The organism is Marinobacter sp. DSM 26671, assembly GCF_900112835.1.
Classification (GTDB): Bacteria; Pseudomonadota; Gammaproteobacteria; order Pseudomonadales; family Oleiphilaceae; genus Marinobacter; species Marinobacter flavimaris.
This window is the reverse complement of sequence record NZ_FONF01000001.1, coordinates 114098-127769: the sequence shown is the minus strand read 5'-3', so window position 1 is coordinate 127769 and position 13672 is coordinate 114098. Positions and strand designations below refer to the sequence as shown.

The 13672-nt window shown below is 57.8% G+C and carries 11 protein-coding genes; 6 read left to right on the top strand and 5 right to left on the bottom strand.

The features are described from left to right. Positions 1 to 27 precede the first annotated feature (27 nt). Positions 28 to 1761 carry a proline--tRNA ligase gene (locus BM035_RS00525; protein ID WP_092029780.1) on the bottom strand — a complete coding sequence of 578 codons (1734 nt, stop codon included), beginning with the start codon at positions 1759 to 1761 and terminating at the stop codon, positions 28 to 30. Between the two features lie 127 nt (positions 1762 to 1888). Here BM035_RS00525 and BM035_RS00520 point away from each other — a divergent pair, with 127 nt between their 5' ends. Next, on the top strand, positions 1889 to 2503 hold the full coding sequence (locus BM035_RS00520) for a TetR/AcrR family transcriptional regulator (RefSeq protein WP_041646252.1): 615 nt from the start codon (positions 1889 to 1891) through the stop codon (positions 2501 to 2503). Position 2504: 1 nt separating this feature from the next. On the opposite strand, the gene BM035_RS00515 is transcribed toward BM035_RS00520, so the two are convergent. Then, positions 2505 to 3002 carry an Lrp/AsnC family transcriptional regulator gene (locus tag BM035_RS00515; protein ID WP_008169158.1) on the bottom strand — a complete coding sequence of 166 codons (498 nt, stop codon included), beginning with the start codon at positions 3000 to 3002 and terminating at the stop codon, positions 2505 to 2507. 145 nt (positions 3003 to 3147) lie between these two features. On the opposite strand from BM035_RS00515, the gene leuA reads away from it, so the two are divergent. Next, the gene (gene leuA / locus BM035_RS00510; RefSeq protein ID WP_092029779.1) at positions 3148 to 4842 is read left to right on the top strand and encodes a 2-isopropylmalate synthase; all 1695 of its coding nucleotides are present in this window, start codon (positions 3148 to 3150) and stop codon (positions 4840 to 4842) included. Between the two features lie 92 nt (positions 4843 to 4934). Here the strand turns inward: leuA and BM035_RS00505 are convergent, their stop codons facing one another. The 3 genes from BM035_RS00505 to xseA form a co-directional block, all read right to left on the bottom strand. Next, positions 4935 to 5144, bottom strand: a complete 210-nt coding sequence (locus BM035_RS00505) for a cold-shock protein (protein ID WP_008169155.1) — start codon at positions 5142 to 5144, stop codon at positions 4935 to 4937. 316 nt (positions 5145 to 5460) lie between these two features. Then, on the bottom strand, positions 5461 to 7335 hold the full coding sequence (locus BM035_RS00500) for a propionyl-CoA synthetase (RefSeq protein ID WP_092029777.1): 1875 nt from the start codon (positions 7333 to 7335) through the stop codon (positions 5461 to 5463). A gap of 103 nt (positions 7336 to 7438) precedes the next feature. Continuing rightward, positions 7439 to 8827, bottom strand: coding sequence for an exodeoxyribonuclease VII large subunit (gene xseA / locus BM035_RS00495; RefSeq protein ID WP_092029775.1), 1389 nt, complete (start codon positions 8825 to 8827; stop codon positions 7439 to 7441). Positions 8828 to 9019: 192 nt separating this feature from the next. Between xseA and guaB the strand changes: the two genes are divergently transcribed. The 4 genes from guaB to galE all read left to right on the top strand — a co-directional run bounded on the left by guaB (position 9020) and on the right by galE (position 13652). Further along, complete coding sequence (guaB, locus tag BM035_RS00490; protein WP_062782608.1) at positions 9020 to 10483, top strand: IMP dehydrogenase; 1464 nt, start codon at positions 9020 to 9022, stop codon at positions 10481 to 10483. Positions 10484 to 10545: 62 nt separating this feature from the next. After that, positions 10546 to 12123 carry a glutamine-hydrolyzing GMP synthase gene (guaA, locus tag BM035_RS00485; protein WP_092029774.1) on the top strand — a complete coding sequence of 526 codons (1578 nt, stop codon included), beginning with the start codon at positions 10546 to 10548 and terminating at the stop codon, positions 12121 to 12123. Positions 12124 to 12143: 20 nt separating this feature from the next. After that, on the top strand, positions 12144 to 12647 hold the full coding sequence (gene tadA / locus BM035_RS00480) for a tRNA adenosine(34) deaminase TadA (RefSeq protein ID WP_088557063.1): 504 nt from the start codon (positions 12144 to 12146) through the stop codon (positions 12645 to 12647). Between the two features lie 9 nt (positions 12648 to 12656). Then, on the top strand, positions 12657 to 13652 hold the full coding sequence (gene galE / locus BM035_RS00475) for a UDP-glucose 4-epimerase GalE (RefSeq protein ID WP_092029772.1): 996 nt from the start codon (positions 12657 to 12659) through the stop codon (positions 13650 to 13652). The last annotated feature ends 20 nt before the right edge of the window (positions 13653 to 13672 follow it).

Genomic DNA, 13672 nt, shown 5'->3' with positions numbered 1-13672 from the left:
AGGCTTGTCCGCGTATGCGGACAGCGATCAGAGCCCTTTTCGGGGCGATGCGTTGACCAGGAATGGCAGCGCTTCAGCCACCGGGACATCCTGTTTTTCCGCATCCTTTCTGCCTTTGTATTCCAGGGTTCCGGCTGCCAGACCACGCTCGGAAACCACGAACCGGTGCGGGATACCAATCAATTCCATATCGGCAAACTTCACGCCAGGGCGCTCTTTTCGGTCGTCCAGAAGCACATCGTAACCGGCTTGGCGTAGCTGTTCATAAAGCTTTTCTCCGGCCTCGGCAACGGTTGGTGACTTATGGGCGTTCAGGGTAACAATGGCCACCTGGAAAGGCGCAATGGCATCGGGCCAGATGATGCCGTTTTCATCGTGGTTCTGTTCAATGGCTGCGGCAACAACCCGGGAAACACCCAGGCCGTAACAGCCCATGTCCATAATCACGGTTTTCCCGTTCTCATCTAGAACCGTGGCGTTCATGGCAGTGCTGTACTTGTTGCCAAGTTTGAAGATGTGGCCCACTTCAATGCCGCGCCGGATCTCCAGAGTGCCCTTGCCATCCGGGCTGGGGTCGCCCTCAACCACGTTGCGCAGGTCTTCCACCCGTTCAAGCGCAGCGTCTCTCTCCCAGTTCACGCCGGTAAGGTGGAAGCCTTCCCGGTTGGCGCCGCAAACAAAGTCCGCCAGATGCGCGGCACTGCGGTCCACAATGACGGGCACGTTGAGGTTTACCGGTCCGATAGATCCGGGCTTGCAGCCGACAGCCTGTTCGATTTCCTCATCGGTGGCCATGGTCAGAGGCTCGGCAACGCCGGCCAGGTTTTCGGCCTTGATCTCGTTCAGGGTGTGATCGCCCCGCAGAACCAGTGCAACCAGCCCGGAGCTGCCGTCTTCGTCGGCTTCCGCCTTCACCAGCAGGGTTTTGACCGTGCGGGTGGCGTCAATGCCCAGCAGCTGTGATACCGCGTCGATGGTTTTCTGGTCCGGCGTGGCGACTTCCTTCATTTCCTCGACCGGAGCAGGGCGGGTGCCGCTCGGGGCTACTGCTTCTGCTTTCTCGATGTTGGCCGCGTAATCGCTCCCGGTGCTGAACACGATGTCATCTTCACCTGAAGATGCAAGCACGTGAAACTCGTGGGATGCGCTGCCACCAATGGCCCCGGAGTCCGCCTGTACCGCACGGTAATCCAGGCCGAAACGGTCGAAAATGGCGCAGTAGGTGCGGTGCATCAATTCGTAGGTTTCGTTCAGGGACTCGGCGTTCAGATGGAAGGAATAAGCGTCCTTCATCAGGAATTCCCGGGCGCGCATCACGCCAAACCGGGGGCGACGCTCGTCCCGGAATTTGGTCTGAACCTGGTAGAAGTTGGCTGGCAACTCCTTGTAGCTGCTGATCTCATTCCGGATCAGGTCGGTAATGACCTCTTCGTGGGTCGGTCCGAAACAGAAATCACGGCCATGACGGTCTTTCATTCGCAGCAGTTCGCCGCCGTACTGGGTCCAGCGTCCGGATTCCTCCCAGAGTTCGGCCGGCTGGACCGCAGGCATCAACACTTCCTGAGCGCCACTCTTGTCCATTTCTTCGCGAACGATTCGCTCGACCTTGCGCAGGGTACGCAGGCCCATTGGCAACCAGGTGTATAGCCCGGCGGCCAGTTTGCGAATCATGCCGGCACGCAACATCAACTGATGGCTGATGATCTCGGCGTCGGCGGGGGTCTCTTTCTGGGTGGCAATCAGGTAGCGGCTTGCTCGCATCGTGTCTTCCGTTTGTAATAAATCTGAAGTGTTAGACTAATGGACAGGCGGCGGTTGGCCCGCCGGAGCCTTTATTTGTCGTAAAGTGGCCATTATTGTACGGAGCCTGTTGCACAAGGTACAGATGATGACCGACGAATCTATTGATGTCGCCCCGCGGCGCCGGCCGGTTCAGGCCCGCAGCCGGGAGCGCGTTAACACCATCCTTCGCCATGCCGCCGCCATTTTTCATGAGACCGGTGTCGATGCTGCGAGCATGTCAGCCATTGCCCGACAATCGGGCATGTCGCTGGCTTCTCTCTACCGCTACTTTCCCAACAAGGCGGCCATCGTCCATGCCATTGCCGAACAGCACGTGGAGAAGATGGAGCGGGCTCTGCGGGAACGGTTGCAGGAACTGAATCTCAGCGATGCGGTAGACGTTCTCATCGATCAGTTTTATGAGTTCTATCGCCACGAGCCCGCCTACTCGGCGATCTGGAGTGGTGTAGAGGCAATGCCTGAGCTGAGGGAGCTGGATCTGAGAGAGCTGTACACCAACGCCCGCGATCTGGATCGGAAACTCAAAGAGGAGTGTCCCCGGATTCCTGATGATCGGCGCTGGACCGCAAGCCTTTTGTTGCCAAGGTCCGCCGGCACTGTCCTCCGGTTGGCGGTAACTCTGCCCGACGCCCAGGGTCGACAACTGGTGGAGGAGCTCAAATGTATGGCAAGGGCTTACGTCCGCGAGCTCGTCGCCTGAGTCAGGAAAGGTACCCCAATGGCAGGGCAGTACTGTCGATCACTCGCCGGAGCACGAAGCTGGAGTGCACGCCGCTGACGCCCTGAATGCGGGTAATGCGGTTCAGCAGGAAATGGTGGTAATGGTCCATGTCCGGTACCACCACCTTCAGCATGTAATCGGCGTCCTGGCCCGTAATCAGATAGCACTCCTGCACCTCCGGGTACTCTGCAACCTGCTCTTCAAAGGCCGCGAAACGCTCGGGCGTATGCCGATCCATGCCAATCAGGATGATCGCCGTCAGAGAAAGGCCAAGTTTCTTGTGGTCCAGAATGGTGACGGTTCTGACGATGATACCGGCATCCTCCAGTGCCCGCACACGACGGAGACAGGGCGAAGGTGATAGCCCGACTTTCTCAGCCAGCTCCTGGTTGGTCAGGGAGCCATCCTGCTGGATCTGTTCGAGGATTCGGCGGTCCATCTTGTCAATTTTGGCGAGGGTTTTCTTGTTTTCGGTCATAAAATTCCAAGAATGGCGTTTATCAGGCAATTTATAGGTTAGAAAATACGCTTCCCCGCTCAAGTTCGCAATCAAATACCAGCTTTTTCGCGTTAACCTGTACCCATCAAAGAATTCACTTCTGAAACCGCAAGGAATTACACGCATGGCTTTCGATCATCGCAAATACGTTGCGTTCAAACCTGTTGCCAAAACCGATCGTCGCTGGCCGGACAAGGTCATCGAGAAGGCGCCAACCTGGTGTGCCGTAGATCTTCGGGATGGTAATCAGGCACTGGTGAAGCCCATGTCTGTTGCCCAGAAAACGCGGATGTTCGAATTGCTGGTGAAGTTGGGTTTCAAGGAAATCGAGATTGGCTTTCCCGCTGCCAGCCAACCGGATTTCGACTTCTGCCGCAAGCTGATTGAAGAAAATCGCATCCCCGAGGATGTGAAGATACAGGTGCTGACCCAGGCTCGTCCTGAGTTGATCGAGCGTACCTATGAAGCATTGGCCGGCGCCCGAAAGGCAATCGTGCATGTCTACAATTCTACTTCCACGGTTCAGCGGGAGCAGGTGTTTGGTCTGGATCGTGACGGTATCAGGGACATTGCCGTCAATGGTGCCAAACTGGTTCGTGACATCGCCGCGCGCTACCCGGAGACCGAGTGGACGTTCCAGTATTCACCGGAAAGCTTTACCGGTACCGAGCTGGATTTCGCCGCGGAAGTGATTGATGCCGTGAGTGAGGTCTGGCGTCCGGAAGAGGGCCAGCCGATGATTATCAACCTGCCTGCCACCGTTGAAATGGCGACACCCAACGTGTTTGCGGACCAGATCGAGTGGATCTGCGACAACATCCAGCGCCGTGAACACATCAGCATCAGCGTGCATACTCACAATGATCGCGGCTGTGCCGTGGCCGCCGCCGAATTGGCGGTAATGGCAGGGGCCGATCGGGTCGAGGGCACATTGATGGGCAACGGTGAGCGCACCGGCAACATGGATCTGGTGACCATGGCCATGAACCTGTACTCCCAGGGCATTGATCCCACGCTGGATCTGTCGGGCATGGCAGAGATCACCGAAGTGGTTGAGGCCTGTACGGAGATTTCCACCCATCCACGCCATCCCTACGCCGGCGAACTGGTGTTCACCGCCTTCTCAGGCAGCCATCAGGATGCCATTCGCAAGTGTCTGGCGCGCCGAAAGGATGGCGAAACCTGGAACGTCGCGTATCTGCCCATCGACCCGTTCGATGTTGGTCGCCGCTATGAGGAAGTGGTTCGCATCAACAGTCAGTCTGGCAAGGGCGGTGTCGCCTATGTTCTGGAGCGGGATTACAACATCAGTCTGCCACGCTGGTTGCAGATCGAGTTCAGCAAGGTGGTCCAGAGAGAGGCGGAAACCAACGGTGGCGAGATTGACTCGCTGACCATTCATCGCCTGTTCGAGGATCGCTATCTGAAAGTCCACGCCGACTGGGCGCTGCGCTCCTACGACCTGCATCGGGACGAAGAGGGTGTGCATGCCGAGGTGTCGGTGGGTCGCGATGCATCGCCGGTTCGTCTGGATGGCCATGGGCTGGGCGCAGTGGAGGCTGTATCTGAGGCGCTGGAGAAGCGCTTTGGTATCTCCATTGCTGTCGAGGCTTACGACGAGTTTGCGCTGGGTGAGGGCACCAATGCCAACGCACTGGCCTGTATTCGCCTGACCGCAAGCGGTATGCATTGCAGCGCTGCGGCACTGGCCGAAGACACGACATCTGCCACCTTGCAGGCCCTGTTTTCGGCAGTCGCCCAGGCAGTGGGTATCGAAATGCCTGAGACGGAAGCGGAACCTGAAGCGGCGGGTGCCTGAAAAACCTGCCGTCCTGACGACACAAGCCGGCACGAATGCCGGCTTGTTGGTTTTCCGATGCCCGTGAGGGGCAAAGGACGGAGCGTATACCCTTAGACCGGGGTAACGTTTTCCGCCTGCGGGCCTTTCGGGCCCTGTGTTACGGTGAACTGCACCTGCTGGCCTTCGGTCAGGGTGCGGAAACCGCTTGCATTGATTGCGCTGTAGTGAACAAACACGTCGCTGCCACCGTCCTGAGCAATGAAGCCAAAGCCTTTGGACTCGTTAAACCACTTAACGTGGCCGGTTTTAGTATCGGACATTGATCTTTCCTGTCTTTCTGTAATTTGCCCTCACGGGACCTTCAAAATTCCACATGGAATCGTTGCTGAGAAATCCAGAGAGTACTGAGGAAGGGGCAACGAAGAGCACTTCGGCAGGACGTTGAAACGCATTCACCAAATACCGCTGTATTTTCACAGCAATTTCAGTATAGACCGACTTTGGGGGGCGTCAACGAAATTTTTGCAGCTTTCGTGAAGGTTTTATTGCCGGCAAAAACAACAGGTTGGGATTTGATTGGGCAGAAATTGCCCGCCCCCGGTTCGGGCGGGGCGGGCAGCTTTCACGGTGGCTCTGTCAGCGGCGGAACTGCTCGCTGATTTCTTCCAGAATGGCAGGGTCATCAATGGTGCTGGGCACCGAGTATTCCTCGCCATCGGCAATCTGGCGGATGACCCGTCTGAGGATCTTGCCGGAACGGGTCTTGGGCAGGCGATCAACCACCAGGGCGCGGCGGAAACAGGCGATGGCGCCAATCTTGTCTCGAACCATCTCCACCAGCTCGTCTTCCAGTTCGTCATGGTCGATGGTTGCGCCGTCCTTGATCAGAACCAGCCCTATGGGGATCTGCCCTTTCATATCATCGTGCGCACCCACGACGCAGCACTCTGCTATGGCCGGGTGGGAAGCGACGACTTCCTCCATCTCACCGGTAGAGAGCCGGTGGCCAGCGACATTGATAACGTCATCGGTACGGCCCATAACGAACACGTACCCGTCATCGTCAATGAAGCCGCCGTCGCCGGAGCTGTAGAATCCCGATATCGGTTCCAGGTAGGTTTTGCGGAATCGCTCATCGTCGCCCCAGACTGTCATCATACAGCCGGGTGGCAGTGGCAGTTTTACAGCAATCTGACCCTGCTCGCCGGCGGGCATCTGGCTGCCGTTCATGTCCACTACCTGCACGTTGTAGCCAGGGGAGGGAACGGTTGCCGAACCTGGTTTGGTCGCCATTAACTCGATTCCCACCGGATTGCAGCAAATGGCCCAACCGGTTTCGGTCTGCCACCAGTGGTCGAGAACCGGCAGGCCAGTGTGCTCTTTCAGCCACTCATAGGTGGCGGGATCGAGTCGCTCGCCGGCCAGGAACAGTCTTTTCAGTGAACTGATGTCGTAGCGTGAAAGTTGGTCTGCTTCCGGATCTTCCTTGCGGACGGCCCGGAATGCGGTCGGGGCAGTGAACAGCATGTTCACTTTGTGATCCTGAACCACTCGCCAGAAGGCGCCGGCATCCGGTGTTTTCACCGGCTTGCCCTCGTACATGATGGTCGTGCAACCCGCAAACAATGGCGCGTAGACGATGTAGCTGTGGCCGACGACCCAGCCAACGTCAGAGGCAGCCCAGTAAACATCGCCGGGTTTGGCGTCGTAGACCAGCTTCATGCTGTAGTTCAGCGCAACCGCATGACCACCGTTGTCGCGCACCACACCTTTGGGTTTACCGGTGGTGCCTGAAGTGTAAAGAATATAGAGCGGGTCTGTTGATTTGACGGGCACCGGGTCGGCTGGTTCGGCCGTTTCCATCAATTCGTTCCAGTCGTGGTCACGGCCAGCCTGAAGTTCGGCCTTTGCCTGTTGGCGCTGGTAAACGATGCAGGTTTCCGGTTTGTGGCTGGCCTGATCAATGGCCTTGTCGACCAGGGGCTTGTACTCGATCACACGGGTGACTTCGATGCCACAGGAAGCGGTAATCACAGCCTTCGGTTTGGCGTCATCGATGCGAACCGCAAGCTCATGGGCTGCAAAGCCGCCGAAGACCACAGAATGAATGGCGCCAATTCGCGCGCAGCCGAGCATTGCAATGACGGCTTCCGGAATCATCGGCATGTAGATGATGACCCGGTCGCCCTTGGTGATGCCACGGTCTTTGAGGGCTCCAGCGAACCGGGCCACTTCATCGGTCAGCTCGTTGTAGGTGTAGGAGCGCTGGGTATCGGTAACCGGAGAATCGTAGATCAGGGCTTTCTGGTCGCCACGCCCTGCACGGATGTTGGCATCCAGTGCCACATCGCAAGTGTTCAGAGTGCCGTCGGGGAACCACTGCCCGTGCCCATTGTCGGTTGGCTGCCAGATGGTTTTCGGCGGTTCGATCCAGTCAATTTTTTCCGCCTGTTCACGCCAGAATTCGTCCGGTTTGTCTATCGACCGCCGGAACTCTGAGTGGTAGTCCATACATTCCACCTCATCGTGCCTGTTGTTGTTTTAATACGTTTCCTGACAACTTTAGGCCGTTTGAAATCATGGACTAGTAGACCATTGGCTTAGTCTTGGGGCTCTAGGGGCCAGTTTCTTCTGCAGATTTGACCGAAGTCACCTTCGCAGTCATTTCACCCCGTGCAACGTGGGCTGAGATGGTGTCGCCGGGATTAACGTTTGTGGCATCCCTAATAATGATTCCGTTGTTGTCGCGCACGATGGAATAACCCCGTCCAAGGGTCGCAAGGGGGCTGACCACATTCAGAGTCTGCGCCGCATGTTCCAGGTTGTCGCGACGCTGTTTCAGGTCCTGCTGCATTACCGAAACCAATCGCTCGCTCACGCGCCGCAGCGCGTCCTGGCTATCCGAGAGCTGGCGGTGTGGCGACTGCATGACCAGTCTCTGGCGCAGGTGATCATTGCGCACGCCAACGGTTGTCAGGCGCTGTCGAATAGCTTTTCGGAGGCGCAGTTCCAGCTCATCCATTCGCTGGGCTTTCTCCAGAAGCTCCCTTCTTGGGTCGCGCAACCGGGCGCTCAGATGTCCGAGCTGGGTGCCCAGGCGCTTCATGGCCAGGCCCATGGCGTTGGACAGGCGGAATTCCCGGTCTCTTAGCTGTTTAAGCCAGTCTGACTGGTCCGGCGAAATCTTTTCGGCGGCCGCGGAGGGCGTCGGGGCCCGAAGATCAGCCACGAAATCGGCAATGGTTACATCGACCTCGTGACCAACCGCACTGACCGTGGGGATCCGGCAAGCGGCAATCGCGCGGGCGACCGCTTCTTCATTGAAGCACCAGAGATCCTCCAGAGAGCCACCGCCACGGCCGATAATCAGGACATCGGCAACGCCGTGGTTCTGTGCGGCTTCGATGGCTCGTACGATGTCAGCGGTCGCCGCCTTGCCCTGAACGGCAGTGGGGTAGAGCGTTACGGGTATAGCGGGGCACCGCCGGGCGAGAACGGTGAGTATGTCGTGGATCGCGGCGCCGGTGGGTGAAGTGACGACACCGATGTGCCTGGGCAGTGAGGGCAGCGGTTTCTTGCTGGCCTGTTCGAACAGTCCTTCGGCCAGCAATTTCCGCTTGAGCTCCTCGAAGGCCTGTTGGAGGGCGCCGAGCCCCGCAGGTTCGACGTGTTCAACGATAATCTGGAAGTCGCCGCGGTTCTCGTAAAGAGTGACCTTGCCGCGGATCCGGACCTGATCGCCCTCTTTCGGTGGTGTGCGGATGCGCTGGTTCATGCCCCGGAACATGGCGCATCGCACCTGGCATTTCCGGTCTTTCAGGGAAAAATACCAGTGGCCGGACGAGGGGCGAGAAAGTCCGGAGAGTTCACCTTCCACCCACACCTGCATAAAGCTCGATTCCAGAAGATGTCTGGCCTGGTGGTTGAGCTCGCTGACGCTGAGTGCCCGGGGGCGGGTGTCCTGAAGATGCGGCGTCGCCGGTCCTGATCCGTCGTTATACATACGCAATAGCCGAAAAGAGGGAGGGTAAAAATAGCGAAATTTCAAAAAGATGCAATCGAACCTTAAAAAAGGGCCGGTTTACTGTCTTCGAGAGCCCCATTATAATAGATCGATTAAGGATTTTGCTTTGTCGTACCGCCGCGGGTACGGCACGGAAATTCCCAACTTAGCACGATCAAAAGGCGGATCCCAATGCTGCGAATTGCCGAAGAAGCCCTCACATTTGATGACGTTCTGCTGGTTCCCGGATATTCAGAAGTGCTGCCCCACGAGGTTAGCCTGCAAACCCAGCTGACCAAGGGTATCACCCTCAACATTCCTCTTCTGTCTTCCGCCATGGATACCGTTACCGAGGCAGAATTGGCCATCGCCATGGCTCAGGAAGGCGGTATCGGCATCATGCACAAGAACATGACCGTTGAGCAACAGGCGGCAGCCGTCCGCAAGGTCAAAAAGTTCGAGAGTGGCGTGGTGAAGGATCCGATTACAGTTTCGCCCGAGACAACGGTTCGCGAACTGGTAGATATCACCATGGCGAACAGCATCTCCGGTCTTCCGGTGGTGGACGGCCACGACCTGATCGGTATCGTCACTGGCCGCGACATCCGTTTTGAAAGCCGGATGGACACGCTGGTTCGGGATATCATGACGCCCAAGGAAAAGCTGGTTACGGTCAAGGAAGGCGCCTGTCTCGAGGAAGTGAAAGAGCTGCTGCATCGCCATCGGATCGAGAAGGTTCTGGTCGTTAACGATAACTTCGAGCTGCGCGGCCTGATCACGGTCAAGGATATCCAGAAGGCGAAAGATTACCCGCTGGCGTGTAAAGACGATCAGGGTCGTTTGAGAGTTGGCGCGGCCGTGAGCACCGGTGGCGACACCGAAGCCCGCATTACCGCACTGGCCGAAGCCGGGGTCGACGTGATCGTGGTGGATACCGCTCACGGTCATTCCCGTGGTGTGATGGAGCGCGTGCGCTTTATCAAGAAGAATTTCCCCGATGTGCAGGTGATTGGCGGCAACATCGCCACGTCACACGCGGCGCTCGCCCTGGCGGAAGCCGGCGCGGATGCAGTAAAGGTAGGCATTGGCCCCGGTTCCATCTGCACCACCCGTATTGTGGCGGGTATTGGTGTGCCCCAGATTTCTGCGGTTTCCAACGTGGCCGCAGCGCTGAGAGAGCACGGAGTCCCGGTAATCGCCGACGGCGGTATCCGTTTCTCCGGTGATATTGCCAAAGCCATTGCCGCAGGCGCCCATAGCGTCATGATCGGTAGCCTTTTGGCAGGTACCGATGAGGCACCTGGCGAAGTGGAGCTGTTCCAGGGCCGCAGTTACAAGGCCTATCGTGGCATGGGTTCCATCGGCGCCATGGGGCAGGGCTCCAGCGATCGTTACTTCCAGGACGCCAGTAAGGGTATCGAGAAACTGGTTCCTGAAGGCATCGAAGGCCGCGTTGCCTGCAAAGGTCCGATGCGTAACATCGTTCACCAGCTGGTTGGTGGCCTGCGGGCTGCCATGGGCTACACCGGTAGCGCCACCATGGAAGAAATGCGCACTAAGCCTGAATTCGTGCGCATCACCAACGCGGGTATGCGTGAGAGCCATGTGCACGATGTGACCATCACCAAAGAATCGCCCAACTACCGTATCGGTTAACCATTGCCCTACCAGACGCGGCCCCCAGAGGGCCGCGTTGTTTATTCAGCCCCGAGGACTCCATGGCCCAGAACATCCACGACCACCGCATCCTGATTCTCGATTTCGGTTCCCAGTACACCCAGCTGATTGCCCGCCGTGTTCGCGAGATCGGCGTTTACTGTGAGATCAAAGCGTTCGATATCACCGATGACGAGCTTAATGAGTTCAATCCGAAGGGGATTATTCTTGCAGGCGGTCCGGAGTCGGTAACTCAGCTGGGCGGTCCCCGGGCGCCGGAAGGGCTGTTTGACCGCGGTATCCCGATTCTCGGCATCTGCTACGGCATGCAGACCATGGCGGAGCAGCTCGGAGGCCGCGTAGCCAGTTCCGAAAAGCGTGAGTTTGGCTATGCCCAGGTAAAGGTTCGCGCCAAGGGCCCGCTGTTGGCGGATATTACCGATCACCTGACGCCGGCCGGCGAATCCCTTCTGGATGTTTGGATGAGCCATGGTGACAAGGTTGTAGCAATGCCGGAAGGCTTTGAATTGCTGGCCTCAACCGAGAGTGCGCCGATTTCTGCAATGCAGGATCTCAGCCGGAATCTCTACGGCGTTCAGTTCCACCCGGAGGTAACCCATACCCTTCAGGGCAAGCGAATTCTTGAGCATTTCATCCTGACTATCTGTAAATGCGAAGCCCTTTGGACTCCGGCCAAGATTGTGGATGATGCGGTTCAACAGATTCGTGCACAGGTCGGCAGTGACAAGGTTTTGCTCGGCCTTTCTGGTGGCGTGGACTCATCCGTAACGGCGGCCCTGCTGCATCGTGCTATCGGTGATCAGCTGACTTGCGTGTTCGTGGACAATGGCCTCCTGCGTCTGCACGAGGGTGACCAGGTGATGGACATGTTCGCCAGCAACATGGGCGTAAAGGTCATTCGGGTCGATGCGGAAGATCTGTTCCTGTCGAAGCTGAAAGGTGTCAGTGACCCGGAGCAAAAGCGCAAAATAATTGGCAACACCTTTATTGATGTGTTTGACGACGAGGCGGCCAACATCAAGGACGTGAACTGGCTGGCTCAGGGCACGATCTATCCGGACGTCATTGAGTCCGCTGCTTCCAAGACCGGCAAGGCGCATGTGATCAAGTCCCACCACAACGTAGGTGGCTTGCCGGAAACCATGAAAATGAAGCTGGTGGAGCCGCTGCGGGAGCTGTTCAAGGATGAGGTGCGCCGGATCGGCCTTGAGCTTGGTTTGCCCTACGACATGGTGTACCGCCACCCGTTCCCGGGGCCGGGTCTGGGCGTGCGTATTCTCGGTGAAGTGAAAAAGGAATATGCCGATATCCTGCGCCGCGCCGACGCCATTTTCCTGGAGGAACTCCACCGTGCGGATTTCTACCACAAGACGAGCCAGGCCTTTGCAGTATTCCTGCCGGTCAAGTCGGTAGGCGTGGTAGGTGACGCCCGCCGCTATGAATACGTGGTGGCTCTTCGTGCTGTTGAAACCATCGATTTCATGACCGCCCGCTGGGCGCATCTGCCTTACGATCTCCTTGAGACCGTTTCCAACCGGATCATCAATGAGATCACCGGTGTATCCCGGGTGACCTACGATGTTTCGTCCAAGCCGCCGGCAACCATCGAGTGGGAATAATCGACGGGTGAGCCGGTCCGATGTCTGAGGCGACGCCGGAAGACGAGCGCTGGATGAATCGCGCGCTCCAGCTGGCTGGTGAGGCTGCAGCAAAGGGCGAAGTGCCTGTCGGTGCCGTGGTGGTTCTGGATGGCAAGGAAATCGGCGCGGGTTTTAACGCGCCGATTTCCGGTTGCGATCCCACGGCCCATGCCGAAATCAGGGCGCTGCGCGATGCCGCCGCCCGGGTGGGCAATTATCGGCTGCCGGATGCCACGCTTTACGTTACTCTGGAGCCCTGTACCATGTGCGTGGGTGCGATCGTCCACGGCAGAATCAGTCGGCTTGTCTATGGGGCACGTGAGCCCAAGGCCGGTGCAATAGAGTCTGCACGCCGGACACTCGAAGAGCCCCATCTGAACTGGGACGTGACCGCCGTTGGCGGCGTCTTGTCAGATCAGTGTAGCCAGGTGATCAGTGAGTTTTTCAGTTGGCGACGGGCAGAGATCCGGCGTCTGCGCAAACAGAATTCAGGGAAGGAGTAGTTTTCGCCTATGAAAGTCCTCGTTACCGGCGGAGCCGGATATATTGGCAGTCACGTGGTCCGTCAGCTGGGCCAGGCCGGTCACGATATCGTTGTTTTCGATAACCTCTCCACTGGCTACCGCTGGGCAGTCACCGCCGGCGAACTGGTGGTCGGGGATCTGGCCGATGAAGCGGCAATCGAAGATCTGTTCTCCCGTCACCGGTTTGAGGCGGTTCTGCATTTCGCGGCCAATATTGTGGTGCCGGAGTCTGTCGCCAACCCCCTGAAGTACTACAGCAACAATACCCGCAATACCCTGAACCTCCTGAAAGCGGTCGAAAAGCACGAAGTGCCGTACATGGTTTTTTCCTCCACCGCGGCTGTCTATGGTATGCCCGAGCAGACGGTGCTCACCGAGGATCTGCCGCTGGCCCCGATCAACCCCTACGGCGCGTCCAAGATGATGAGCGAGCGGATGATCATGGATCTGGCCGCAGCCTCCAGCCTCAATTATGTGATTCTCCGTTACTTCAATGTGGCAGGCGCGAATCCGGAAGGGCTGTTGGGGCAGGCCACACCTGAAGCCACGCATCTGATCAAAGTCGCCTGTGAGTGCGTGACGGGACAGCGGGAAGGCATGAGTGTCTTCGGCACCGATTACGATACCCGGGACGGCACCTGCATTCGCGACTACATCCACGTGGAGGACCTGGCCAAGGCCCACGTGATGGCGCTGGACTACATGGCAGATGGTGGTCATTCGAAGGTCATGAACTGCGGTTATGGTCGCGGCTTTACGGTCCGGGAAGTGATTGATGTGGTCAAGGCGCAATCCGGCGTTGATTTTCCGGTCACCGAAACCGGCCGCCGCGCCGGCGACCCGGCAGCATTGATGGCAGACAACACACTTATCCGCCAGACCCTGGGCTGGCAGCCGGACTACGACAATCTGGATACCATTGTCGGCACAGCCCTGGCCTGGGAAGCGATCTGGCAGAAGAAAAAAGCTGACGACACCCAATAACTTTTCTGTATTTGTATCGG

What these genes read in the sequence shown, in the direction of transcription:
- guaB (WP_062782608.1), top strand. Translation starts at nt 9,020, where the DNA reads ATGCTGCGAATTGCCGAAGAAGCCCTCACATTTGATGACGTTCTGCTG.
- BM035_RS00525 (WP_092029780.1), bottom strand. Translation starts at nt 1,761, where the DNA reads ATGCGAGCAAGCCGCTACCTGATTGCCACCCAGAAAGAGACCCCCGCC.
- xseA (WP_092029775.1), bottom strand. Translation starts at nt 8,827, where the DNA reads ATGTATAACGACGGATCAGGACCGGCGACGCCGCATCTTCAGGACACC.
- BM035_RS00500 (WP_092029777.1), bottom strand. Translation starts at nt 7,335, where the DNA reads ATGGACTACCACTCAGAGTTCCGGCGGTCGATAGACAAACCGGACGAA.
- galE (WP_092029772.1), top strand. Translation starts at nt 12,657, where the DNA reads ATGAAAGTCCTCGTTACCGGCGGAGCCGGATATATTGGCAGTCACGTG.
- tadA (WP_088557063.1), top strand. Translation starts at nt 12,144, where the DNA reads ATGTCTGAGGCGACGCCGGAAGACGAGCGCTGGATGAATCGCGCGCTC.
- guaA (WP_092029774.1), top strand. Translation starts at nt 10,546, where the DNA reads ATGGCCCAGAACATCCACGACCACCGCATCCTGATTCTCGATTTCGGT.
- BM035_RS00505 (WP_008169155.1), bottom strand. Translation starts at nt 5,144, where the DNA reads ATGTCCGATACTAAAACCGGCCACGTTAAGTGGTTTAACGAGTCCAAA.
- BM035_RS00520 (WP_041646252.1), top strand. Translation starts at nt 1,889, where the DNA reads ATGACCGACGAATCTATTGATGTCGCCCCGCGGCGCCGGCCGGTTCAG.
- BM035_RS00515 (WP_008169158.1), bottom strand. Translation starts at nt 3,002, where the DNA reads ATGACCGAAAACAAGAAAACCCTCGCCAAAATTGACAAGATGGACCGC.
- leuA (WP_092029779.1), top strand. Translation starts at nt 3,148, where the DNA reads ATGGCTTTCGATCATCGCAAATACGTTGCGTTCAAACCTGTTGCCAAA.